Below are 22,184 nucleotides of genomic sequence, written 5' to 3'. Positions count from 1 at the left end.
ATGCTCTCCGCCCTGGCAACCCGCATCTTCTCGTCCGGCATCGCTGTCCGTCTGGGCTTCACCGTCCTGATGGCGCTGGCGCTGACCCAGGGCGTCAGCGCCTTGGTCTACCTGACCGACAGGGGCGGAGAACCGCCGCCGCGCCATAACCCTAGAGAGATGGTCGAGCGGGTTTCCGCGATCATCCGGCTGGCCGACGAGACGCCGCCGCAGTTCCGCCCGCGCGTGGTCCGCGCCGTCGATGCACCGGGGCTGGAAGTCGAATGGCGGCCCACGGCTCCCGATTTCCACCACAACCAGACCGGTTTCCCGTTCGAAGGGCTGCGCCGCCGCATGCGCGAGGCGCTGGACGATCCCAACCGCGAAATCCTGATCGAGGTCCATCACGGCAAGACACGCTCCGCTCCATCGGGTCCGCTGGCGCCGCTGGAAGCCCGGATGTTCGGCAACCAGATCCAGCTGGCGACGCCGCTGTCCGACGGTACGTGGCTGGTCTTCCGGTCCGATCCCGACCGCGACGGCCCTTTCCGCCTGCTGCGCTTCGCGCTGTGGATGGGGCTGGTCGGCCTGATCATCTTCGGCCTGTCGCTTTGGGTCGGCCGGTTGCTCAGCGCTCCGCTCAAGCGCTTCGCCGATGCCGCCCAGCGGCTCGGCATCGACGGGGAGGCGCCCCTGCTGCCGGAAGCCGGCCCGCGCGAACTTCGGCAGGCGACGCGCGCCTTCAACCAGATGCAGACGCGCCTGCACCGGTTCGTCGAGGACCGGACCCAGATGCTGGCCGCCATCAGCCACGACCTGCGCACCCCCCTGACCCGGCTGCGCCTGCGCGCCGAGTTCGTCGACGATCCGGAACAGCAGCGCAAGATGCTGGCCGACCTGGAGGAGATGGAAGCGATGATCGCGTCCACCCTCGCCTTCGCCCGCGACGATGCAAGGAAGGAGCCTCGCGTCGCGATTGACCTCGCGGCCCTGCTCCAGAGCCTGGTCGACGATCTGGGCGACGCCGGCTACACCGTGGAATACGCCGGTCCCGAGCACCGGACCTTCGCCTGCCGTCCGGTAGCACTCAAGCGCGCGATCGGCAACCTGATCGACAACGCGCTGAAATACGGCGGCTGCGCCCGCGTGGCGCTGCTCGACCAGCAAGAACCCGGATATGTCGCCGTCAGGATCGACGACGACGGACCCGGCATCCCCGTATCGGAGCAGGAGAAGGTGTTCGCGCCCTTCTATCGCCTTGAACGCTCCCGCAGCCGGGATACCGGCGGCACCGGGCTCGGCCTGTCGGTCGCCCGCACGATTGCGCGTGCCCATGGCGGCGACGTGACCCTGGTGAACCGCCCGGACGGCGGCCTGAGCGCCACGCTGATCCTGGCGGAGGTTTGAAGGCAGTCATTTTGCAGTACCAAGGGCCTAAAACGTTGACCTATGGGGACGTGTTTGTTGGGCCACGGCCCAACCTACGGGCTTCTGCTTCGTAGGTTGGGCCGTGGCCCAACAACTTGCGGCCTCGAAAGCGGCCGGAGGCCGCTTCTACAACGCCGCCGTCAATACGCGTATACGTGCTCCGGATAGCGGACTTCCGCTGCCGGATCGCGCTTGAAGTCCAGCAGCAGCACGACGCGGGTGTCCTTGCCCCGGTTCCACGCCTCGTGCTCCGTGGTGTCGTCGAACACCATCACGCCGCCCGGCGTCCAGCCCCTGGTTTCCGGTCCAACGCGGATAGCGCTGTCGTCGGATGGCAGCAAGCTGAGATGTGCCCGCAGCACTTCCTTGGTGTAGCCGAAATGAGGGCCGATATAGGTGCCGGGCGCCAGCGAGGAGAAGCCGGCGGTGAGCAATCCCGGAACGCGCTCGATCGCGGCGATCGTCTTCGGGCACAGCGCCGCGTGCTCCTCGTCCATCACGCCGAACTTGTAGAGCGGAAAGACGGTCCAGTTGCCGTCATAGATGCTCTTTTCGGGCCAGGAGATGAAATACCGGGCGGACAATGCCAGCAGTTCGGCCCGTATGTCCGTCCAGACCTCCGACAGAGCGGTGACGGCGGGAAAGTCCGCTTCGTTGAGAAACATGGTTGCGCCTCACAGAATTAAAATACTGAAAGGAGAATTTTATGCGAAAACCATATATCAAAAAACGATCCCGTGATCGAACCTTATCTGACCGCTAGTCCATCCCCCGAGTTCGCCGCTACCCGCGCCACCGCCGCGATCATGTCAGCCCGCGTCCTGGGCCATGGCTGGGGCAAACCCATCGCGCGCGACAGATCAGCGAGAACCGGCGCCTGAAGGCGGGCTTTCGCCAAGGTCCCAGAATCCGCCAGTACGTCCGCCGCCGGCCCTTGCGCGACCGTCAATCCGTTGTCGAAGACGGCGACTTCGGCCGCCCAGGCATAGGCAAGATCGACGTCATGGGTGGACAGAACCAGCGTCGTCCCCAGGGCAGCCACCGACTCAAGTGCCGCCATCAGGCGCGTCACGCCATCGGCATCCAAGCCTGCGGTCGGCTCATCCAGCAGCAGCACCTCCGGCCGCATCGCAAGCGCTCCGGCAATGGCGACGCGCCGCTTCTGGCCGAAGCTCAGCATATGCGTGGGCCGGGCGGCCAAGCTGGATATGCCGAGCGCGTCCAGCGCACCGCCGACCCGTTCTCGGACCTCGGTCGGCCCAAGCCCAAGATTGAGCGGCCCGAAGGCGACATCGCGCTCGACCGTCGCCGCGAAGATCTGGTCGTCCGGGTCCTGCAAGACCAGCCCGACGCGGCTGCGCCAGTCGCGTAGGCCCGCCCTGTCATAGCGGCCCGGCGCTCCTCCCAGCAGCAATCGGCCACCGCGCGGCTTCAGTGTCCCGTTAAGGTGGAGGAACAGCGTGGTCTTGCCGCAGCCGTTAGGCCCCAGCAGCGCCAGATTGCGGCCCCGCCGCACCGTCAGGTCAATGCCGCGCAAGGCTTCGACCCCGCCGGGATAATCGTAGCGCACGGCTTCCGCCGCCAGGACTAAGCCGTCCATCGCCGTATGTCGTCCATTCGCAGCAGCGGCACTTTCAGAGGGTCCATGCAATGGATACCGCAACGACGGCCGCCGGCAGCAGGGCGCCCGCGACAAGCAACGCGCCGGACGCCGCGCGGTCGCTGTCCAGGTACGGCAGGTCACCGGTGAAGCCCCGTGCCGCCAAGCCGGTTTCAAGCCGCCGGCCCCGGTCGAGCGAGCGCTGGAACAGGCTTCCCGCCAGCCAGCCGAGCGAGCGGATGCTCCGGCGCGGTCCGTCGTAGCCCAGACGCGCCACCTGAGCCTGCCGCCCGACATCCGCCCGCTCCAGGAAGACGAAGATCAGCCGGTAGATCAGCAGGATAAGTTCCCGCACCGGCTTCGGCACGCCGAGCCTGCCCAGCATCGGGACAAGCTCCGCGACCGGAGTGGTCAGGATCAGGAAGACCAGACAGGACGTCGCCGCCAGCGACCGCGACGTGACCTCCGCAGCCAGCCGCAGCCCGTCCGGCGCCAGCCCGATATGTACCCCGACGGACACATCCACCGCCAGCGCCAGCACCGGTATTCCCGTCAGCAGGAAGCCCACCGGCACCGCCAGAGTCCCCAGCGCCGCCTTCGGCGGCACCCTGGCTCCCACGATCGTAAGCACCAGCATCACGGCGATTATCAGCGGCGCCGCCGGCCAGGGCGGCAGGACCAGGGCCGCCAGCAGCATGCCGCCGGCGGGGACCAGTTTTTCCAGGGGATGGCGGTCGCTCCAGCGGTTGGTCCAGGCGTGGCGGTCAATCGCCAGCATGGACCTCGCCCTGCTGCCGATCGCGTTTCTCGCCCAGCACTTCGCTGCGGCCGCGCCGCAGCCCGACATAGTAGCCCAGCAGTCCGGCCCCTAATGCTGCCTGAAGCGAGAACAGCAGACTTTCGATCTCACCGCTCGGCGGTTCCCACAGCGGCTCGAACCAGGGCTGATATCCGGCTTCGTCGATCACCCCCTGCGCCTGACCGTCCGAACCGCTGAACTCCGCGTTGCCTTTCACGATCAGCGGCAAAACCACGATGGCCGCCGCGATCAGCAGCAGTATGCCGTTCCGCCCCATCATTTCGCCCCCCGCAGAAAGGCCAGGGCCGAGAGTTCGTCCCGGCTGTATTGGGCCAGCAGGTTGACCACCACGACCGTCAGGATGCCTTCGACGATCGCCAGCGGCACCTGGGTAACGGCGAAGATCGACAGGAACTTGACCAGCGCCCCGCCGAACCCGGTCGCCGGATCGGGAAAGGCCAGCGCCAGTTGAACCGACGTGACACAGTAAGTCGCAAGATTTCCCAACGCCGCGGCCAGGAACACACCGACGCTCCGCCCGAAACCGGACGTCATCCGCCAGACGCTCCACGCGACCCAGGGACCGACGATCGCCATCGAAAAGGCGTTGGCGCCCAGCGTCGTGATGCCGCCATGGGCCAGCAGAAGCGCCTGGAACAGCAGCACGATGCTGCCCAAAACCGCCATCACGTTCGGTCCGAACAACACGGCGCCCAGCCCGACGCCGGTCGGATGCGAGCAGCTTCCCGTGACTGACGGGATCTTCAACGCCGACAGCACGAAGGCGAATGCGCCCGACGTGGCAAGCAGAAGCTTGGTTTCCGGATGGTCCTCTACGATGCGCCCGATCCGGCGCACGCCGGCCACGACGAACGGCGCAGCGGCGACCGTCCAGGCCAGAGCATGGATGGGCGGCAGATAGCCTTCCATGATATGCATTAAACTGATTTCCCCCTCGACGATGAAGGGGATGCATGGATGAAGCGCACAACCGGCGGCGGTGGCATTCAACTGCTACCGGTCCGGCTGGCCTTCCTCCCGGTGCACCCCGCCCGGAACATACGGCTCTTCCGGTGACGGCAGGTCTCCTGGCTCGCAGGTCGTAGTCGGTCGCCACGCCTTCCCAGCCCCGGATACAGGGCCAGTGGCACGAAGTCGGCGTCGACTCGCTGCTCACAGTTGCGGGGGCAGCCACGGATTAGGTCCCCAGAGGGGTCCGCCGCACCGTGTTCCCTATTAATCCCCCTCGTCGCTCGCTCGGGGGAACCTATCACCAAGGTTGAAGCTAGTGGGCGGAACGATGGCGCGTCAAGTGCTTAACCGTGGTGGCTATCGGCTCAGCAGCACGGCTGCGGCATTCTCCCGCTGCTCCCAGCCGGCCCGCTCCAGTTCCGGGTCGGCGTGCTCCTCGATCGGAAAGCCGACGCACAGATAGGCAACCAGCGACCACGACGGCGGCACGTCAATCGTGCGGCAGATCGCTTCCGGGTCCAGGATCGACACCCAGCCGACGCCGACCCCGTGGGCACGGGCCGCCAGCCAGAACGTGTAGACCGCCGTCACTGTCGAATAGCGCAGCATCTCCGGCATGGTCTTGCGGCCTAGTCCATGGCCGCGCTCCGTGCCGTCGTCGTTGAAGACGGCAAGTTGGACCGGCGCGTCGTTCAGCCCGGCCAGCTTCAACTGGGCGTAAAGCTGGGCGCGGTCGCCGGTGTAGCCCGACAGCGCCTCCGCATTGCAGTGCTCGAAGATGCCGCGAACGGTGTTCCGCCGATCGGGATCGTCGACCCGGACAAACCGCCAGGGACGGCTGTAGCCGACCGACGGCGCCAGCGCCGCCATACCGACCAAGTGCTCGATCAGGCCGGCATCGACCGGATCGGTGCGGAACCGGCGCACGTCCCGCCGCCAGCGGAACAGGTCTTCCAGCTTGGCCTGAAAGTCCATATCAAAATTAGGGGCATTCGTCATGCCGCCAAGTTGAAGGAAGCGAGGGCGGCGCGCAAGCGCTCCCATGCCGCAGCATCCGGCGGCAGGCCGAAGCGCAGCCAGTCCGGCGTCGCATCGAAGCTGCGGACCAGGATGCCCTGCCTGCCCAGGTGCCCGTACAGAGCGGCGGCCTGCGGCGTCTGGGCAAGCCGGAACAGGTCGGTGCCACCAACCACGGTCAGCTCGCAGCACTCGATTAGAGCGTCCAGATCGCGTGCGGCATTCGCCAGATGGACGCGGGTAGCGGCGATCCAGCCGGCATCAGCCATGGCGGCCGTGCCGATCTCCAGCGCCGGACCGGCGACGGCCCAGGGACCGAGATGTTCTTCGAGCCGCCGCACCAGTTCGCCCGTTCCCAGCGCGAAGCCCAGCCGCAATCCGGCCAGCCCGAAGAACTTGCCGAACGACCGCAGCACACACAGCCCCGGCGTTCCTGCCTGTGCCGCGACGCTGAGATCCGGCGTCACATCGGCGAAGGCTTCGTCCACGACCAGCAGCCCGCCGCGTGCGGCGAGCCGTCCAGCCAGTTCCAGCAGTCTCGCCGGCTCGACCTGCCGGCCGTCCGGATTGTTGGGGTTGGTCACAATGACGCAGTCGGCGCCGGCCGCCGCTTCCAGGCTTTCCTCGACCGTCACCCGATGCCCCGCCAGACGCCAGCAGCGGGCGTGCTCGGCATAGGTAAAACCCAGGATGGCGACGTGCCCCCGGCGCACGATCCGGGGCACCGCCTGGATCAGCGCCTGCGATCCCGGAGCCGCCATCAGCGCATCCGGCGAGGCCCCGAAGTAGCGCGCCGCCGCATGCCGCAGACGGCCGTTCGCGGCCCGGTCCGGCAGCCGGTTCCAGGCGTCGGCGCTGATTTCTCCCGGCTGCCAAGGCCACGGATTGATGCCGGTGGACAGATCGACCCAGCCTTCGGCCGGCCTGCCGAAGCGCGCTTCGGCCGCGTCGAGCGCGCCGCCATGGTCGCGGACCGGACCGCCCGGCGCCGGCTCCGCCGCCGGATTCGCGATTGACGCTGATGCGGGGGGACCGTAAGACTGCTCACCCATAGACATTGGTTCCTTGGCGCCCCGTTTCGGGTGCTGAGGTGAAAAGGGAACACGGTGAGGCCGGGCTCGTGAGCCGTATGCCAAATCCGTGGCTGCCCCCGCAACTGTGAGCAGTGAGTCGGCGTCGATTCAACGCCACTGGCCCTGGAGAGAGACGGGCTGGGAAGGCAATGGCGTCCGGCTGGGACCTGCGAGTCAGGAGACCTGCCAATGTCGCGCGCAACAACGATGGTCCGGGCGGGGTGCACCGGTGAATGAGGACATATGAACGCGATCATTAAGCCCACTGGGGAATCCGGCAAATCGACCGAGGAAATCGGCAAGCCGGTCGAGAAGCTCGGCGTCATGCTGTGCGGCCACGGCAGCCGCGATCTCGGCGCCGTGCAGGAATTCGCGGTGGTCGCGGGCCAGCTCCGCGCCAAGCTGCCCTACGACGCGGTCGAGTACGGCTACCTGGAATTCGCCAAGCCGATCATCCGCGAGGGGCTGGACAAGCTGCGCGCCAAGGGCGTCACCAAGGTGCTGGCGATCCCCGGCATGCTGTTCGCCGCCGGCCACGCCAAGAACGACATTCCGTCCGTCCTCAATACCTATCAGGCTCAGAACGAGGGCATGACCATCCACTACGGCCGCGAGCTTGGCATCGATGTGAAGATGCTGCGCGCCGCCGGCGACCGGGTGGCCGAAGCGCTGGCCGCCGCCAAGACCGAAGTCCCGCGTCACGAGACCCTGCTTGTGGTCGTGGGCCGGGGCGCTTCCGACCCCGACGCCAACTCCAACGTCGCCAAGGTGACGCGGATGCTGTGGGAAGGTATGGGCTTCGGCTGGGCCGAAACAGCCTATTCCGGCGTCACCTTCCCGCTGGTCGCCCCAGCATTGGAGCATGCGGCCAAGCTTGGATACCGCCGCATCGTCGTGTTCCCGTATTTCCTGTTCACCGGCATCCTCGTCCAGCGGATCTACGACTACACCGACGCCGTCGCCGCCAAGTTCCCGGACATCGAGTTCATCAAGGCCGGCTACCTGAACGACCACCCCCTGGTGCTTCAGACCTTTGCCGACCGGGTGACAGAGATCCTGGAAGGCACCGGCAACATGAACTGCCAGATGTGCAAGTACCGCGAGCAGGTGCTGGGATTCGAAGCCGAAGTCGGCCTTCAGCAGGAAAGCCACCACCACCACGTCGAGGGCATCGGGTCAGCCGCTCCGACGCTTGGTCACGACCACGGGCATGGACATGGGCATGCTCACGGACACGATCATGGGCACGACCATGGCGCCGCCGGTCACCATCACCATCCCTACCCGCATGCGGACCATCCGCTGGGACCGAAGACGCTGACCAAGCTGTCGCACGACTGATACGGCGATGGAGTACCTGCGCGACCCGGCGGAGATCTACCGCCGCTCCTTCGCCACGATAGCGGCTGAAGCCGACTTTTCAGCGATGCCGCCGGATGTGGCGGAGGTGGCGACACGCCTGATCCACGCCTGCGGCATGGTCGATCTGGTCGAAGACCTGGTGTGGACCCCCGACGTGGTTTCCGCCGGCCGTGTAGCGCTGGCTGCGGGCGCCGCGATCCTGACCGATGCGCAGATGGTCGCATCCGGGATCATGACGACCCGTTTGCCGGCTGGGAACCGGGTGTTCTGTGCCCTGTCCAACTCAACCGTCCCGGCTCTGGCCGCCCAGTACGACACGACCCGGTCGGCGGCGGCGCTCGACCTGTGGCTGCCACATCTGGACGGCGCCATCGTCGCCATCGGCAACGCCCCGACGGCGCTGTTCCGCCTGCTGGAACTGCTCGACACCGGAGCGCCCCGGCCGGCCGTGATCCTGGGTTTCCCGGTCGGCTTCGTCGGAGCTGCCGAGTCCAAGGCCGAGCTGGCGGCCAACCCGCGCGGCATTCCCTTCATCACCGTGCGCGGACGGCGCGGCGGCAGCGCCATGGCGTCCGCCGCCGTCAATGCCCTGGCGATCGGAGCCCGCGCATGACATCCCCTGCCGGTGCGTGGCTGTCCGTCGTCGGCATCGGCGAGGACGGGCTGGACGGCGTGTCCAAAGCCGGCCGCCGCCTAATCGACGCCGCCGACCTGCTGGCGGGCGGGGAGCGTCACCTTGCCCTCATCCCCGAAGATGGCCGCGACCGCCTGCCCTGGTCTTCCCCCTTCAGCGCCGGGCTGGAAGAACTGCTGCGGAACCGGGGACGCCGCGTCTGCATCTTGGCGAGCGGCGATCCGATGAGCTACGGCATCGGCGCCACGCTGGCGCGGCGTATTCCGCCCGCCGAGATGATCGTCATCCCCGCGCCCGGCGCCTTCGATCTCGCCTGCGCCCGCATGGGCTGGGCACGGGCCGAGGTCGAAACCCTGACGCTCCACGGCCGTCCGCTGGCGCTCCTCCACGCCTATCTTCAGCCGGGAGCCCGCCTGCTGATCCTCAGCGAGAACGGCACGACTCCCGCAGCCGTCGCCGGTGTACTGGCCGCCCGTGGCTACGGCGGGAGCCGGATCACCGTCCTGGAACGGATGGGCGGCCCGTTTGAGCGCCGCTGCGCCTGGGACGAGCCCGATATCGCCGGCCTGAACACGCTGGCGGTCGAGTGCGTCGCCGATCCCGGCGCCCCCCTGCTCCCGCGCTCGCCCGGTCTGCCCGACGAGGCCTTCCACCACGACGGCCAGTTGACCAAGCGGGAAGTCCGCGCCGCCACTCTTGCCGCCCTCGCCCCCGTTCCCGGCCAACTGCTGTGGGATGTCGGCGCCGGTTGCGGTTCCATCGCGATCGAGTGGATGCGCCACCATCCCGCCTGCCGCGCGGTGGCCGTCGAACCGCGCCGCGACCGTCTGGCCCTTATCGCGGCCAATGCCGAAGGCCTCGGCTGCCCGGACCTGACCATCGTCGAGGGCAAGGCCCCGGCGGCACTCGAAGGTCTTCCGCCGCCCGACGCCGTGTTCATCGGCGGCGGCGTCTCCGCGCCCGGCGTGTTCGAGACATGCTGGCAGGCGCTGCCGCCCGGCGGGCGGTTGGTAGCCAACGCCGTCACGATCGAGGGCGAGCAGACGCTGTTATCCGCTTACGCCAAACTCGGCGGCAGCCTGACCCGAATCGCGATCTCCAGGGCCGAACCCATCGGCCCGTTCTCCGGCTGGCGTCCCCTGATGCCGGTCACACAACTGGCGCTGCTGAAGACATGAACGGAACACTCTACGGCCTGGGAGTAGGGCCGGGCGACCCCGAGCTGATCACGCTGAAGGCGCTCCGCCTGCTGCGTGCGGCTCCGGTTATCGCGTATCCTGCCCCCGAGCATGGCGACAGCCTCGCCCGCGCCATCGTCGCCGGACACCTGCCCGACGGCCAGACCGAGATCGCGATCCGCATGCCCATGGTGGTGGAACGCTTCCCGGCGCAGGAGATCTATGACCGCGCCGCCGTCGAGATCGGCGCGCACCTGGAAGCCGGCCGCGACGTGGCCGTCCTGTGCGAGGGCGACCCATTCTTCTACGGCTCCTTCATGTACCTGTTCGGCCGCATGGCCGAGCACTTCCCGGTCCAGGTCGTCCCCGGAGTCTCGTCGCTGACCGCCTGCGCCGCCGCATCCGGTGCGGCGCTGGCGTCGCGCAACGACGTGCTGACCGTCATCCCCGCCCCGCTGTCTCCCGAACGGCTGCGCGAGCTTCTGCTGAACACCGACGCCGCCGCGATCATGAAGCTGGGCCGCCACTTCGCTAAGGTCCGCGACGTGCTGACCGAACTGGGCCTCGCCAAACAGGCCCGTTACGTCGAGCGCGCCACGATGCCGAACCAGCGCCTGCTGCCGCTGGACGAGGTCGATCCCGACAGCGTCCCGTATTTCTCCATGGTGCTGGTCCACAAGCGCGGGGAGGCATGGTCATGACCGCCCCCGCCCCCGCCCCTGTCTTCGTCGTCCTGTCCCAAAGCGGCCTTGAAGTGGCCGAAGGTGCCCGCACCGTTCTGCCCGGCTCGGAGATCCACGGACTTGCTCATCGCGTCGCCGGCACCGACCGGGAATTTACTGCGACGCTCGACCACCTGCGTGCGCTTTTCCAGGCCGGAACGCCGATCATCGGCATCTGCGCCGCCGGCATCCTGATCCGTGCGCTCGGTTCCGTCCTGTCCGACAAGCGTTCGGAACCACCTGTCCTGGCCCTCGCCGAGGACGGCAGCGCCGTCGTCCCGCTGCTGGGTGGCCATCACGGCGCCAACGACCTCGCCCGGCGGCTGGCTGCCGCGCTCGGCATCGAACCGGCGATCACCACCGCAGGCGACCTCAACTTCGGCATCGCCCTGGACGAACCACCCGCCGGCTGGACTCTCGCCAACCCCGGCGACGCCAAACCCTTCAGCGCCGCCCTGCTGGCGGGAGAGAGCGTCCGGCTGGACGGCAGCGCCCCGTGGCTGGTTACCTCCCGCCTGCCCTTCAGCTCCGATGCCGACCTTACGCTGCGCGTCACCGAACGGGCCGAAGCCGGTTCCGCGTCGAAGCTGGTCTATCATCCTCCTGTCCTGACGGTCGGCGTCGGCTGCGAGCGCGGCGCGTCAGCGGAGGAAGTGACGGCCCTGGTGCGCGATACGCTGGCCTCGGCCGGACTGGCCGAGCAAGCCGTCGCGGCGCTCTGCTCGATCGACGTCAAGATGGACGAACCCGCCATCCACGCCGCAGCGGCGAAGTTGGGCGTGCCCGTCCGCTTCTTCGACGCCGCCCGGCTGGAGGAGGAAGCTCCCCGCCTCGCCAACCCGTCCGACATCGTCTTCAACGAGGTCGGCTGCCACGGCGTCGCCGAGGGTGCCGCCCTCGCCGCGTCCTCCGGCGCTTTGATCGTGCCGAAGCGGAAGTCCGCCCGCGCCACCTGCGCCGTCGGCCTCTCCGCCACGCCGCTCACACCCGATAGCATCGGCAAACGCCGCGGCCGGCTTTCCATCGTCGGCATCGGTCCCGGCAGCGACGGCTGGCGGACGCCGGAGGCGGACCGGTGGCTGACGCAGGCGACCGACCTCGTTGGCTATCATCTCTACCTCGACCTGCTGGGCGACCTGACCGTCGGTAAGCGGCGTCACGGCTACGAGCTGGGCGCCGAGGAAATGCGGGTCCGCGTCGCCCTCGAACTCGCGGCGGAAGGCCGCGACGTGGCGCTGGTCTCCAGCGGCGATGCCGGGATCTACGCCATGGCGACGCTGGTCTTCGAACTGATCGACCGCGAAGCCCGTCCCGACTGGGCAAGGCTGGACATCGGCGTCACCCCCGGAATCTCGGCCCTCCAGGCGGCGGCATCGCGCGCCGGCGCTCCTCTTGGGCACGACTTCTGCACGATATCGCTGTCCGACCTGCTGACGCCCTGGCCGGTGATCGAGCGCCGCATCCGCGCCGCCGCACAGGGCGACTTCGTGATCGCCGTCTATAATCCGGTGTCCAGGCGCAGGACGGAGCAGCTTCCCGCGATGAAGGCCGTCCTGCTGGAACACCGCCCGCCCGATACCCCGGTCATCCTGGCCCGCAACCTCGGCCGCCCCGGCGAGACCATCACCGTCACCACCCTGGCGGCGCTCGACGCCGCCGATGTGGATATGCTGACGCTGGTCATGATCGGCTCGTCCGAGACCCGCGCCATCCCGCGCGGCGACGGCGGCACCTGGGTCTACACACCCCGCGGCTACGCCGCGAAGCATCTGGACGACAAATCCCCATGACGGTTCACTTCATTGGCGCCGGTCCGGGTGCGCCCGACCTCATCACCATCCGGGGCCGCGACTTGATCGCCCGCTGCCCGGTCTGCCTCTATGCCGGCTCGCTGGTTCCGACCGAAGTCGTGGCCTATGCGCCGGAAGGCGCGCGGGTGGTCGATACCGCGCCGATGACATTGGACGACATTCTGGCGGAAATCGAGGCCGCCCATGCCGCCGGCCACGACGTCGCCCGCGTCCATTCCGGCGACCCTTCGCTCTACGGCGCCATCGGCGAACAGATCCGACGGCTCGATGCCCTCGGCATCCCCTACGACATCACCCCCGGCGTGCCCGCCTATGCGGCGGCCGCCGCCCTGCTGCGGACGGAACTGACGCTGCCGGAGGTTTCGCAGACCGTCATCCTGACGCGGACGGCGATGAAGTCGTCTCCCATGCCGAACGCCGAGACGCTGGACGTGCTGGGCCGCTCCGGCGGGACGCTGGCGATCCACCTGTCGATCCGCAACATGACCAAGATCGTGGACGAGCTGTCGCCCCACTACGGCGCCGACTGCCCGGTCGCGGTGGTCTACCGCGCGACATGGCCAGACGAGCAGGTGATCCGGGGCACGCTGGCCGACATCCGCGAGAAGGTGCGGGAAGCGAAGATCACCCGGACGGCGCTGATCATCGTGGGCCGCGTCCTGGGTGCGGAGGACTTCCGCGACAGCGCCCTCTACGATGCCAACCACGTCCATGTCCTGCGGCCAGAGCGCAAGGCCCGGTGACGTCAGCGGCGCTTCAGCCAGTCCAGCGCGTCTTCCACCGTGCCGACGACCTCGCCCGGCGGCAGCGCCGGGCGGCGCACCATGATTACCGGAATATTCAGCTCCCGAGCCGCCGTCAGCTTGGGATAGCTGGCCTCGCCGCCGCTGTTCTTGGCGACGACGACCGTGATGCCGTGCTCGACCAGCAGTGCCCGTTCCGCCTCCAGGTCGAACGGCCCGCGTCCTGTAACCAGCTTGACGAAGGAAAGCGGCTGCTCCGGGGGATCAATGACCCGCGCCAGCATCCAGGCATCGGTGCGGCTGGCGAAAGCCGCCAATTCCTGCCGCCCCACGGTCAGGAACACGCGCGCACCCGCCGGGATCGCCTCGACGGCGGCGGCCATGTCATCGACCTCGATCCATCGGTCGCCCGGCTGCTGGGTCCAAGCCGCACGCGCCAGCATCAGCCGGGGCGTCGGCCGCAGCCGGCACGCGGCCTCGGCATGGCGGGACATCGTCGCGGCAAAGGGATGAGTCGCATCCACAACAGCCGTAACCCCCCTCTCCTCCAGGTAAGCCGCCAGCCCCTCGGCTCCGCCGAACCCGCCCACGCGAACCTCGCCCGGCAGGGCAGCCGGCGCCTTGGTCCGCCCCGCCAGCGACGTGATGACGCCGACGCCGGAAAGCCCGCGCGCCAGCGCCGCCGCATCCGCCGTGCCGCCCAGGATCAGCACGCGGGCGTCGCCGCCCGCAAATCCGGCCCTGCCCTCAAGCCCGCCCTTGCGGTCGAAGACGAGAACCTCCACATCCGTACCGCAATCGCCCAGCACGCCGATCGCCACGGCGCGAGCCCGCGCCGCGACCAGATCGGCCAGCGGCACTCCAGCGGCGACGGCCCTGGTCAGCACCTGATTGGCGGTGTTGGCGCCCTTCGCCTCCTCCACCAGATCCGCAGGCGCCTCAAGCTCCGCCAGCCGGTCGGCCAGCCACGTGAAATCGACCTGACTCCGTCCCGAATGCAGGTCGAGGAAACCTTGGGCCAGTTTGGTCAGCTTGCCGAAGCCGCCCGCGATCGTGACCCTCGGAACCGGGTTGCGCCGCAGGTATTTCAGCATGCCACCGGCGAAGTCGCCCATATCCAGCAGAGCCAGTTCGGAAAGGCCATGTATCCGCTGCACCGCCTGTTCGGAAGTAGACCCGGTCGAACCCGCGACATGATCGAAGCCATTGGCCCGCGCCACGTCGATGCCGCGATGGATCGAGTGTATCCAGGCGGAACACGAGAACGGCACGACGATCCCCGTCGTCCCCAGGATCGACAGCCCGCCGACGATGCCCAGACGGGGGTTCCAGGTCTTCTGCGCGATCTCCGCGCCGCCCGGCACAGACACCTCGATCACGACATCTCCGGCATCCCCGAACTCCGCCGCCACAGCCGCCACCGCCTCCGTCATCATCCGGCGCGGGACGGGGTTGATCGCCGGCTCGCCGGGCGGTATCGGCAGGCCCTCCTTCGTGACCATACCGACTCCCTCGCCGGCTCTGAACACGACGCCGCTGCCGGCCTCTCCGCGCCCAACCGTCGCGATAATCAGCGCGCCGTGGGTGACGTCGGGGTCGTCCCCGGCATCCTTGATGACGCCGGCGGCACATTCGCCCGTCCCCAACGCCTCCCAAGCAAGCGCGAAGGCGGGGGTTTCTCCGCCGGGCAGGCGGATGGTCACGGGATCGGGGAACTCTCCGGTCAGCAGGGCGGTATAGGCCGCCGTGGCGGCGGCCGTGGCGCAGGCGCCGGTCGTCCAGCCTCGGCGAAGAGGTCGATTGGGAGCGCCATCCGATTTGTCGGTCATGGCGTGGCTTATAGACGCGGTGTAGAGTGACGGCAATGATCCCCTCATCTCCTCCATCTCTCCCCTTCCCGGAGTTCGAGCCCGGATGGGTCTGGCTCGCCGGCGCCGGTCCGGGAGATCCCGGCCTGCTGACCCTTCACGCATGGCATGCGCTCCGCCATGCCGACGTGATCGTCTACGACGCGCTGGTCGGCCCCGATATCCTCGGCATGGCGCGCGAAGGCTGCCGGCTGGAATTCGCCGGAAAGCGCGGCGGCAAGCCGTCGCCCAAGCAGCCCGATATCTCCAACCGGCTGGTCCAACTGGCCCGAGACGGCCTGCGCGTCCTCCGCCTCAAAGGCGGCGATCCCTTCGTCTTCGGACGGGGCGGCGAGGAAGCGCTGACGCTGGTCGAGCATCATATCCCCTTCCGCGTGATCCCCGGCATCACCGCCGGGATCGGCGGCCTCGCCTATGCCGGCATCCCCGTCACCCATCGCGATACCAACCACGCCGTCACCTTCATGACCGGGCACAGCGCGTCGGGACTGGTGCCGGACACGATCGACTGGGCCGCCGTCGCGCGAGGCTCGCAGGTGATCGTCCTCTACATGGCGCTTAAGCATCTGCGGACCATTGCCGGCAACTTCATCAGCGCCGGCCGCCCGGCCGATCAGGCCGTCGCCATCGTCACCAACGCCACGCTCCCTAATCAGCACGTGCTGGAAACCACGCTGGAGCGCTGCGCCGACGACGTAGCGGCCAACGGGATCGAGCCGCCAGCCCTTGTAGTGGTCGGCGACGTGGTGCTGCTGCGCCCGGCCTTGGACTGGATCGGCGCGATGTCCCACCGGGCCGGCGATTAGCACCATGACCGCGCCGGGCCTGATCCTCGCCGCGCCGTCTTCGGGCAGCGGCAAGACCGTCACGGTGCTGGCGCTGCTCCGGCATTTCCGGAAGGCGGGAGTCAATGTCGCCTCGCGCAAGGTCGGCCCCGACTACATCGACCCGATGTTCCACACCGCGGCCAGCGGCCGCCCCTGCATCAACCTCGATCCCTGGGCGATGCGGCCGGGAACCCTGACCGGGCTGGCTGATGAGAACGCTGACCTGCTAATCGTCGAGGGGGTCATGGGCCTGTTCGACGGCGCCGCCGACGGCACCGGATCGACGGCGGATCTGGCCGCACTGACCGGCTGGCCGGTGGTCCTGGTGCTGGACGTGAAGTCGCAGGCGCAGTCCGCCGCCGCCTTGGTCCACGGCTTCGCCAGCTTCCGGAGCGACATCAAAGTCTCCGGCGTGATCCTGAACCGGGTCGGCAGCCCGAACCACGAAGCCATGATCCGGACGGCACTGGCTCCCCTCGGCATCCCCGTGCTGGGCGCCCTGCCGCGCCTGGAAGCCCTTGCCCTGCCCGACCGCCATCTGGGTCTGGTCCCAGCCGGCGAGCACGATGCGCTTGAAGACTTCCTCGACAAGGCGGCCGTTGCCGTCGCCCGCCACATCGATACCGCCGCTCTCCACAGTCTCGCCCGCCCCGCGCGATTCCCGTCCTCGGCGAAGCTCGACTGTCTCCCGCCGCTCGGTCAGCGGATCGCCGTCGCGCGGGACGCCGCCTTCGTCTTCGCCTATCGGCATCTGCTGGACGGCTGGCGGAACCAGGGCGCCGAACTGCTGCCGTTCTCCCCCCTCGCCGACGAACCGCCATCATCTCACGCCGACTCGATATATCTCCCCGGCGGCTATCCTGAACTGCATGCGGGCCGCTTGGCCTCTGCCGCCCGGTTTCTCGACGGCCTGCGCGCCGCCGCTTCCCGGCAAATCCCCATCTATGGGGAATGCGGCGGCTACATGGTACTCGGCCGCACCCTGGAGGACGCCGACGGCGTAACGCATCCCATGGCCGGCCTGCTGCCGCTCGACACCTCGTTCGCCAAGCGCCGGCTGCATCTGGGTTACCGGCGCGCGACCACGGCGACCGCCACGCCGTTCGGCCCAGCCGGCACGCCCCTGCGCGGGCATGAATTCCACTACTCCAGCATCGCAGCCGAAGACACCGCACAGCCGCTCTTCCATGCCCGCGATGCCCGAGGGACCGACCTGGGTGTGTTGGGTACCGTGAGCGGCAGCGTCATGGGGTCGTTCCTCCATATCGTGGACCGGGCGGAATGAACCTCGACACGACCGTCCTGCTGGCGCTGGCGCTCGATGCCGCCTTCGGCGAACCGGGCTGGATCTACGCCCGCGTGCCGCACCCTGTCGTGTTCTTCGGCCGGCTGGTCGGCCTGCTCGACCGCACGCTGAACCGTGAAACCGCAACCCGCTTCGCCCGCCGTCTCAGCGGCATCGCCGCCGTGGTCCTGCTGGTCATGCTCACCGCTGGCCCGGCATGGCTCCTGAGCTGGAGCCTTTCCGCCACCTCCTGGGGCTGGATCGCCGAAGCTGTCCTGGCCAGTACCCTGATCGCCCAGCAGAGCCTCTACACCCACGTCGCCGCCGTGGCCTCCGCCCTCGAAACCGAAGGCCTCGCCGGAGGCCGCCGGGCCGTCTCCATGATCGTCGGCCGCAACCCGGAAAGCCTGGACGAACACGGCGTCTGCCGAGCCGCCATAGAATCCTGCGCCGAGAACTTCTCCGACGGCATCGTGGCGCCGGTATTCTGGTTCGCCGTCCTGGGCTTCCCCGGCCTCGTCGCCTACAAGGCGATCAACACGGCGGACAGCATGATCGGCCACCGGACCCCCCGCTTTGAGGCGTTCGGTTGGGCGGCGGCCCGCCTGGACGATCTGGTCAACCTTCTCCCCGCCCGTTCGGCAGGCCTATTCATCATCCTGGGCACGGCGGCTTTCCTGAAGGGAAAGCGCCTGCGCCGGGCGCATGCCGCCTGGAAGATCATGCTGCGCGACGCGGGCAAGCACCGCTCGCCCAACGCCGGCTGGCAGGAAGCCGCCATGGCCGGAGCGCTCGGCCTCGCCCTTGCCGGCCCGCGCCGCTACGGCGACGTGGTGGTGGAAGATGCCTGGATGGGCGAAGGCGGCAGGCGCGAAGCGACATCCGAAGACATCCGCAGAGCACTGCGCATCCTGCTCGGCGCCTGCGTCATTCAGGCGACGCTCATCGCCGGCTTGGCCGTCCTGGGCTGATCGACCGGACGCGTTTCCGGCATCGCGAACAGGAACAGCATAAGCCCCAGACCCGCTGCTGCCGCAAGTGTCAGAAAAGCCGCGTCGTAGCCGGCATTGACAACGACCACGCCGGCAACGCCCGTGCTCAACGCTGCACCGATACCCTGCATCGTTCCGACAGCGCCCTGGCTGATGTTGAACCGTCCGGTGCCACGAGTCAGGTCGGCCACCACCAGCGGAAAGAGCGCGCCGAAAATGCCGGCTCCGATGCCATCCAGCAGTTGCACGCCGACCAGCCAATACGGGTTATCCGACAGGGTATAGAGGAACCCACGGATGGGCAGGATCGCGAACCCGGTAAGGAACAACGGCTTCCGCCCCCAGCTATCCGCCTTGGCGCCGACGATCAGGGCCACCGGCACCATCACGACCTGCGCCGCCACGATGCAGGCGGACATCAGGGTCGTCCCCAAGTTCTTGTCCTGAAGCGCCAGCTTCTGCCCGACCAGCGGCAGCATCGCGGCGTTGGCGAAGTGAAACAAAGTGACGCAAACTCCGAAGATCACGAGCGGCCGGCAAGCCAGGATCGCCTTCAATCCCGATGGCTGATCGGCGCCGTTGTCGGCACCATGGACAAGCCCGCGCGCCAGATCGTGGTCGATAGCGCGGTCCGGGATAGTCAGGATCGCGATCACGCTGGCGACCGCCATGGCGGTCATCAGCCAGAACACGGCGATTGGCCCGAACATATAGGCCGCTCCGCCGGCCAGCGCCGCCGCCGTCGCGTTGCCGGCATGGTTGAAGGACTCGTTGCGCCCGATCCGCCGCGCCAGCACCTTCGGCCCGACGACACCCAGCGTCACGGCGGCGACCGCAGGCTGGAAGACCGCACCGGCAGCGCCGGTCAGCGACTGCATCAGGGCTACCAGCGTAAAGCTGGACAGGAAAGGCAGCGTCAGCGACCCGAGCGTCACGACCAGCGCCGCAACGACGATGACACCGCGCTTGAATCGCGTGGCATCGACCAATGCGCCGGCCGGCATCTGCGCCACGATGCCGGCGATGCCCGCAACCGACATGACGACGCCGATGCTGGCCTCGTCCCAATGCTGCACGGTAAGCAGGTAGATCGCTAGATAAGGGCCAAGTCCATCCCGGACATCGGCCAGAAAAAAGTTCAGCCCGTCAAGGCTGCGCCCATACCCTTGTGCCTGCATCGATCACCATCCATGGAGAGGAAATCCGCCCCTCGCCACGGCGCCGTGTCGGAAGCAGGCCAGTAACCAAATGCCCGGTACGGCTGTTCCAGCATTAAGAAAATTTCAGAAATGAAAGGTTTCTTCTGATCCGGGATCAGCTCCTACGAAGCTATGTTCGCATCCAGCAGGATCATTCAAAGCTCATTGGTTCGCCGGGCGTCGTGTCGCGCTCAATGTGAAGATCGACGCCTTGGGCCTCACGGCCGACTTCGGTCAGCAAGGATCCCAGCTTGACGCGCCCATCAGGTTGCACAGCGGTTTCCAGGATGAATCGAATTTCGGCCTCGACACTGCGTCCATGCATGGCCGCACTTAGCCGCAAGGCACGAAGCACCTCGTCTGGTACGTTTCTGACTGTGATGGATGGCATAGATTACCTTCCGATTACGCATGCATTGAAAGCAAAGATGTCGGGCTGAAGAGGCCCGACCTACAAAAAACCACTGGCCCGATGAGGCGTAGGAGATGTCAGGAGCCAAAGCACGCTCGCGTAGGTCGGGCCTCTTCAGCCCGACATTTAACGCTCCAGGCCAATCAACGTTTAATGTTTTTGGTATTGGCGGCAATAGGCATTACACCTCTTAATCCCTACAGCGCCAGCAGGGCGTCCAGGTCCAGGCAGGCTTCCAGATGATCGGCCAGCGCATCCAGCGCGCTTTCCACCCCATCCTCGTAAGCGATCCCGCTGTCGGCTCGGTGCTTGATCGCTGACAGGAAGGCGTGGCGGAAGGCGTCGGACGAAAACATTCCGTGGACGTAACAACCGCTCACGCGGCCATCCGCTGACACTGATCCCTCTGCACGGCCTTCAAGCTCCAGCAGGGGCCGCGTCAGCGCGGCGCCCGAGGTTTGACCGATATGCATCTCGTAGCCGCGAACTCCGGCACCGCTCGCAGGATGCAGCCCGGTCACTTCGACCAGCGTCTTAGGCCCGTCCAGCACTGTTTCGATGTCGAGAAGACCCAGGCCGCTCACGGCGCCCGGCGCTCCCTCCGTCCCCGCCGGATCGTCCAGCCGTGTCCCCAGCATCTGGAAGCCGCCGCAGATGCCCAGCACATGGCCGCCGCGCCGGAGATGCGCCGCGATGTCCACGTCCCAGCCCTGTTGCCGCAGGAATGCGAGGTCCGGGATCGTCGCCTTGGTGCCGGGCAGGATGACCAGATCGGCGTCACCCGGCAGCGCCTCTCCCGGCGGAACCATGGTCAGCGTCACGTCAGGTTCTTCGCGCAAGGGGTCGAAGTCGTCGAAGTTGGCGATGCGCGACAGTATCGGCACGGCGATGCGGATCGCCCTCCCCCCCGCACTGGACCGGGAACCCAGCGCCAGCGCATCCTCCGGCGGCAGCTTCCCGGCGTCGGTGAAATATGGAACGACGCCCAGCGACGGCAGGCCGGTGTGCTCCGCGATGATCCTGAGCCCATCGTCGAACAGGCTGGTATCACCCCGGAACTTGTTGATCAGGAAAGCCTTCAGCCGCGCCCGCTCGGCATCCGGCAGCACGGCGCAGGTGCCGACGATGCTGGCGATCACCCCGCCGCGCTCGATATCGCCGATCAGCACGACCGGCAGGTCAGCCGCCTCCGCGAAGCCCATATTGGCGATATCGCCCGCCCGCAGGTTGACTTCCGAGGCGCTTCCGGCCCCTTCCACCAGCACGAGGTCTGCCTCCCGACCGAGCCGGTGGAAGCTCTCCAGCACCGCCGGCATCAGCTCGCCCTTGCGGGTCTGGTACTCGCGCGCCTTCATCGCCCCGACGACGCGGCCCTGAACGACGACCTGCGCGCCGATATCGGTCTGCGGCTTCAGCAAAACCGGGTTCATGTCGATGGTCGGAGCGACCTTGCAGGCCCGCGCCTGCAAAGCCTGGGCGCGGCCGATCTCGCCGCCGTCCGCCGTCACCGCCGCGTTGTTCGACATATTTTGCGGCTTGAAAGGGCGGACGCGGAGGCCCCGGTTGGTGAAGGCCCGGCAAAGGCCGGCCACGACCATGGACTTGCCGACATCGGAGCCGGTACCCATGAACATGACGGCCTTCGCCATGCCGGGCGGCTTGGTCAAAATTCCACCCCGGCCTGCGCCTTGACGCCATCCCGGAAAGGATGCTTCACCATGGTCATTTCCGTGACCAGATCGGCGATTTCCAGCAACTCGTCCTTGGCGTTGCGGCCGGTCACGATGACGTGCTTGTCCTCCGGCTTGTCGCGCAGGACCTCCAGCACTTCTTCAAGCGGCAGGTAGTCGTAGCGCAGGACGATGTTCAACTCGTCCAGCAGGACCATCTTGATCTCGGGGTTCCGGATCAGGCTGACCGCCTGGGTCCAGGCGGCGCGGGCGGCGGCGATGTCGCGTTCGCGGCTTTGGGTTTCCCAGGTGAAGCCTTCGCCCATCGTGTTGATCGTCACCTGATCGGCGAAGCGTTCCAACACGACCCGCTCGCCGGTCTCCCACTTGCCCTTGACGAACTGGACGATGCCGATCTTGAAGCCATGGCCTATCGCCCGCATCACCATGCCGAGCGCCGCCGTGGACTTGCCTTTGCCTTTGCCGGTATGGACGATCAGAAGCCCCTTCTCCAGAGTCTTCGTAGCGATCATACGGTCGCGAGCAGCCTTCTTCTTTGCCATCTTCTCAGCGTGACGGACATTGATCTCGTCTTCTGTCATGCCTTCGGTTT

Annotated in this window: 22 protein-coding genes and 2 riboswitches; of the genes, 10 read left to right on the top strand and 12 right to left on the bottom strand. The window is 67.6% G+C overall.

Annotated elements, in window-relative coordinates; genetic code table 11:
- The gene (locus N826_RS00280; protein ID WP_044425342.1) at positions 1-1,386 is read left to right on the top strand and encodes an ATP-binding protein; all 1,386 of its coding nucleotides are present in this window, start codon (positions 1-3) and stop codon (positions 1,384-1,386) included.
- A 161-nt stretch (positions 1,387-1,547) separates the two neighbouring features.
- On the opposite strand, the gene N826_RS00275 is transcribed toward N826_RS00280, so the two are convergent.
- The 7 genes from N826_RS00275 to cobD all read right to left on the bottom strand — a co-directional run bounded on the left by N826_RS00275 (position 1,548) and on the right by cobD (position 6,847).
- Positions 1,548-2,072, bottom strand: a complete 525-nt coding sequence (locus N826_RS00275) for an aspartyl/asparaginyl beta-hydroxylase domain-containing protein (RefSeq protein ID WP_044425341.1) — start codon at positions 2,070-2,072, stop codon at positions 1,548-1,550.
- An 83-nt stretch (positions 2,073-2,155) separates the two neighbouring features.
- Positions 2,156-3,007, bottom strand: coding sequence for an energy-coupling factor ABC transporter ATP-binding protein (locus N826_RS00270; RefSeq protein WP_044425340.1), 852 nt, complete (start codon positions 3,005-3,007; stop codon positions 2,156-2,158).
- Positions 3,008-3,041: 34 nt separating this feature from the next.
- On the bottom strand, positions 3,042-3,785 hold the full coding sequence (gene cbiQ / locus N826_RS00265; protein WP_044425339.1) for a cobalt ECF transporter T component CbiQ: 744 nt from the start codon (positions 3,783-3,785) through the stop codon (positions 3,042-3,044).
- Complete coding sequence (locus tag N826_RS00260; RefSeq protein WP_211099184.1) at positions 3,772-4,086, bottom strand: energy-coupling factor ABC transporter substrate-binding protein; 315 nt, start codon at positions 4,084-4,086, stop codon at positions 3,772-3,774. The genes cbiQ and N826_RS00260 overlap by 14 nt, the downstream gene beginning before the upstream one ends.
- The gene (locus tag N826_RS00255) at positions 4,083-4,745 is read right to left on the bottom strand and encodes an energy-coupling factor ABC transporter permease (RefSeq protein ID WP_044425337.1); all 663 of its coding nucleotides are present in this window, start codon (positions 4,743-4,745) and stop codon (positions 4,083-4,085) included. The genes N826_RS00260 and N826_RS00255 overlap by 4 nt, the downstream gene beginning before the upstream one ends.
- Before the next feature lie 122 nt (positions 4,746-4,867).
- Positions 4,868-5,093: riboswitch (cobalamin riboswitch) on the bottom strand.
- 42 nt (positions 5,094-5,135) lie between these two features.
- Positions 5,136-5,753 (bottom strand): 5,6-dimethylbenzimidazole synthase, encoded by a 618-nt coding sequence (gene bluB, locus N826_RS00250; protein ID WP_247870459.1) that lies wholly within the window; start codon positions 5,751-5,753, stop codon positions 5,136-5,138.
- 20 nt (positions 5,754-5,773) lie between these two features.
- Entirely contained in the window at positions 5,774-6,847 is a 1,074-nt protein-coding gene (gene cobD, locus N826_RS00245; protein ID WP_084720367.1) for a threonine-phosphate decarboxylase CobD, read from the bottom strand.
- A riboswitch (cobalamin riboswitch) is annotated at positions 6,837-7,073 on the top strand. Its footprint overlaps the gene before it by 11 nt.
- A gap of 38 nt (positions 7,074-7,111) precedes the next feature.
- On the opposite strand from cobD, the gene N826_RS00240 reads away from it, so the two are divergent.
- The 6 genes from N826_RS00240 to cobM are packed head-to-tail and all read left to right on the top strand — an operon-like array spanning position 7,112 to position 13,318.
- Positions 7,112-8,209, top strand: coding sequence for a sirohydrochlorin chelatase (locus tag N826_RS00240; RefSeq protein ID WP_084720366.1), 1,098 nt, complete (start codon positions 7,112-7,114; stop codon positions 8,207-8,209).
- Positions 8,210-8,216: 7 nt separating this feature from the next.
- Complete coding sequence (locus N826_RS00235; protein ID WP_044425335.1) at positions 8,217-8,843, top strand: precorrin-8X methylmutase; 627 nt, start codon at positions 8,217-8,219, stop codon at positions 8,841-8,843.
- Entirely contained in the window at positions 8,840-10,042 is a 1,203-nt protein-coding gene (locus tag N826_RS00230) for a bifunctional cobalt-precorrin-7 (C(5))-methyltransferase/cobalt-precorrin-6B (C(15))-methyltransferase (RefSeq protein WP_044425334.1), read from the top strand. The genes N826_RS00235 and N826_RS00230 overlap by 4 nt, the downstream gene beginning before the upstream one ends.
- The gene (locus N826_RS00225; protein WP_044425333.1) at positions 10,039-10,743 is read left to right on the top strand and encodes a precorrin-2 C(20)-methyltransferase; all 705 of its coding nucleotides are present in this window, start codon (positions 10,039-10,041) and stop codon (positions 10,741-10,743) included. Before N826_RS00230 ends, N826_RS00225 begins: the two co-directional genes overlap by 4 nt.
- Positions 10,740-12,554 carry a precorrin-3B C(17)-methyltransferase gene (cobJ, locus tag N826_RS00220; RefSeq protein WP_044425791.1) on the top strand — a complete coding sequence of 605 codons (1,815 nt, stop codon included), beginning with the start codon at positions 10,740-10,742 and terminating at the stop codon, positions 12,552-12,554. Before N826_RS00225 ends, cobJ begins: the two co-directional genes overlap by 4 nt.
- Positions 12,551-13,318: a precorrin-4 C(11)-methyltransferase gene (cobM, locus tag N826_RS00215; protein ID WP_044425332.1), complete on the top strand. Its 768-nt coding sequence runs from the start codon at positions 12,551-12,553 to the stop codon at positions 13,316-13,318. The genes cobJ and cobM overlap by 4 nt, the downstream gene beginning before the upstream one ends.
- 2 nt (positions 13,319-13,320) lie before the next feature.
- Here the strand turns inward: cobM and N826_RS45880 are convergent, their stop codons facing one another.
- A complete protein-coding gene (locus N826_RS45880) occupies positions 13,321-15,147 on the bottom strand; it encodes a cobalt-precorrin-5B (C(1))-methyltransferase (protein WP_063772176.1) in 1,827 nt (608 codons plus the stop codon).
- A gap of 35 nt (positions 15,148-15,182) precedes the next feature.
- Here N826_RS45880 and cobA point away from each other — a divergent pair, with 35 nt between their 5' ends.
- From cobA to cbiB, 3 genes are read left to right on the top strand one after another with little or no spacing between them, the layout of a single operon-like run.
- On the top strand, positions 15,183-15,992 hold the full coding sequence (gene cobA / locus N826_RS00205; protein ID WP_044425331.1) for a uroporphyrinogen-III C-methyltransferase: 810 nt from the start codon (positions 15,183-15,185) through the stop codon (positions 15,990-15,992).
- Positions 15,993-15,996: 4 nt separating this feature from the next.
- Complete coding sequence (locus tag N826_RS00200) at positions 15,997-17,298, top strand: cobyrinic acid a,c-diamide synthase CobB (protein WP_044425330.1); 1,302 nt, start codon at positions 15,997-15,999, stop codon at positions 17,296-17,298.
- The gene (gene cbiB, locus N826_RS00195; protein WP_044425329.1) at positions 17,295-18,269 is read left to right on the top strand and encodes an adenosylcobinamide-phosphate synthase CbiB; all 975 of its coding nucleotides are present in this window, start codon (positions 17,295-17,297) and stop codon (positions 18,267-18,269) included. Before N826_RS00200 ends, cbiB begins: the two co-directional genes overlap by 4 nt.
- Here the strand turns inward: cbiB and N826_RS00190 are convergent.
- From N826_RS00190 to cobO, 4 genes are all read right to left on the bottom strand, one after another.
- Positions 18,230-19,468, bottom strand: a complete 1,239-nt coding sequence (locus N826_RS00190) for an MFS transporter (protein ID WP_044425328.1) — start codon at positions 19,466-19,468, stop codon at positions 18,230-18,232. The genes cbiB and N826_RS00190 overlap by 40 nt on opposite strands.
- A 172-nt stretch (positions 19,469-19,640) precedes the next feature.
- Positions 19,641-19,880 (bottom strand): FitA-like ribbon-helix-helix domain-containing protein, encoded by a 240-nt coding sequence (locus N826_RS00185; RefSeq protein WP_044425327.1) that lies wholly within the window; start codon positions 19,878-19,880, stop codon positions 19,641-19,643.
- A gap of 218 nt (positions 19,881-20,098) precedes the next feature.
- Positions 20,099-21,535 carry a cobyric acid synthase gene (locus N826_RS00180; protein WP_345769872.1) on the bottom strand — a complete coding sequence of 479 codons (1,437 nt, stop codon included), beginning with the start codon at positions 21,533-21,535 and terminating at the stop codon, positions 20,099-20,101.
- A gap of 29 nt (positions 21,536-21,564) precedes the next feature.
- Positions 21,565-22,173 (bottom strand): cob(I)yrinic acid a,c-diamide adenosyltransferase, encoded by a 609-nt coding sequence (cobO, locus tag N826_RS00175; protein ID WP_044425788.1) that lies wholly within the window; start codon positions 22,171-22,173, stop codon positions 21,565-21,567.
- Positions 22,174-22,184: the final 11 nt, after the last annotated feature.

The organism is Skermanella aerolata KACC 11604, assembly GCF_000936425.1.
Taxonomy (GTDB): domain Bacteria; phylum Pseudomonadota; class Alphaproteobacteria; order Azospirillales; family Azospirillaceae; genus Skermanella; species Skermanella aerolata.
The sequence above is the reverse complement of the archived record's forward strand: the minus strand, read 5'-3'. Positions and strand labels throughout refer to the sequence as shown.

What these genes read in the sequence shown, in the direction of transcription:
- N826_RS00260 (WP_211099184.1), bottom strand. Translation starts at nt 4,086, where the DNA reads ATGATGGGGCGGAACGGCATACTGCTGCTGATCGCGGCGGCCATCGTG.
- N826_RS00255 (WP_044425337.1), bottom strand. Translation starts at nt 4,745, where the DNA reads ATGCATATCATGGAAGGCTATCTGCCGCCCATCCATGCTCTGGCCTGG.
- N826_RS00185 (WP_044425327.1), bottom strand. Translation starts at nt 19,880, where the DNA reads ATGCCATCCATCACAGTCAGAAACGTACCAGACGAGGTGCTTCGTGCC.
- bluB (WP_247870459.1), bottom strand. Translation starts at nt 5,753, where the DNA reads ATGGACTTTCAGGCCAAGCTGGAAGACCTGTTCCGCTGGCGGCGGGAC.
- N826_RS45880 (WP_063772176.1), bottom strand. Translation starts at nt 15,147, where the DNA reads ATGACCGACAAATCGGATGGCGCTCCCAATCGACCTCTTCGCCGAGGC.
- cobA (WP_044425331.1), top strand. Translation starts at nt 15,183, where the DNA reads ATGATCCCCTCATCTCCTCCATCTCTCCCCTTCCCGGAGTTCGAGCCC.
- N826_RS00280 (WP_044425342.1), top strand. Translation starts at nt 1, where the DNA reads ATGCTCTCCGCCCTGGCAACCCGCATCTTCTCGTCCGGCATCGCTGTC.
- N826_RS00240 (WP_084720366.1), top strand. Translation starts at nt 7,112, where the DNA reads ATGAACGCGATCATTAAGCCCACTGGGGAATCCGGCAAATCGACCGAG.
- cobO (WP_044425788.1), bottom strand. Translation starts at nt 22,173, where the DNA reads ATGACAGAAGACGAGATCAATGTCCGTCACGCTGAGAAGATGGCAAAG.
- N826_RS00200 (WP_044425330.1), top strand. Translation starts at nt 15,997, where the DNA reads ATGACCGCGCCGGGCCTGATCCTCGCCGCGCCGTCTTCGGGCAGCGGC.
- cbiQ (WP_044425339.1), bottom strand. Translation starts at nt 3,785, where the DNA reads ATGCTGGCGATTGACCGCCACGCCTGGACCAACCGCTGGAGCGACCGC.
- N826_RS00270 (WP_044425340.1), bottom strand. Translation starts at nt 3,007, where the DNA reads ATGGACGGCTTAGTCCTGGCGGCGGAAGCCGTGCGCTACGATTATCCC.
- cobD (WP_084720367.1), bottom strand. Translation starts at nt 6,847, where the DNA reads ATGGGTGAGCAGTCTTACGGTCCCCCCGCATCAGCGTCAATCGCGAAT.
- cobM (WP_044425332.1), top strand. Translation starts at nt 12,551, where the DNA reads ATGACGGTTCACTTCATTGGCGCCGGTCCGGGTGCGCCCGACCTCATC.
- cobJ (WP_044425791.1), top strand. Translation starts at nt 10,740, where the DNA reads ATGACCGCCCCCGCCCCCGCCCCTGTCTTCGTCGTCCTGTCCCAAAGC.
- N826_RS00180 (WP_345769872.1), bottom strand. Translation starts at nt 21,535, where the DNA reads ATGTTCATGGGTACCGGCTCCGATGTCGGCAAGTCCATGGTCGTGGCC.
- N826_RS00235 (WP_044425335.1), top strand. Translation starts at nt 8,217, where the DNA reads ATGGAGTACCTGCGCGACCCGGCGGAGATCTACCGCCGCTCCTTCGCC.
- N826_RS00230 (WP_044425334.1), top strand. Translation starts at nt 8,840, where the DNA reads ATGACATCCCCTGCCGGTGCGTGGCTGTCCGTCGTCGGCATCGGCGAG.
- N826_RS00190 (WP_044425328.1), bottom strand. Translation starts at nt 19,468, where the DNA reads ATGCAGGCACAAGGGTATGGGCGCAGCCTTGACGGGCTGAACTTTTTT.
- cbiB (WP_044425329.1), top strand. Translation starts at nt 17,295, where the DNA reads ATGAACCTCGACACGACCGTCCTGCTGGCGCTGGCGCTCGATGCCGCC.
- N826_RS00275 (WP_044425341.1), bottom strand. Translation starts at nt 2,072, where the DNA reads ATGTTTCTCAACGAAGCGGACTTTCCCGCCGTCACCGCTCTGTCGGAG.
- N826_RS00225 (WP_044425333.1), top strand. Translation starts at nt 10,039, where the DNA reads ATGAACGGAACACTCTACGGCCTGGGAGTAGGGCCGGGCGACCCCGAG.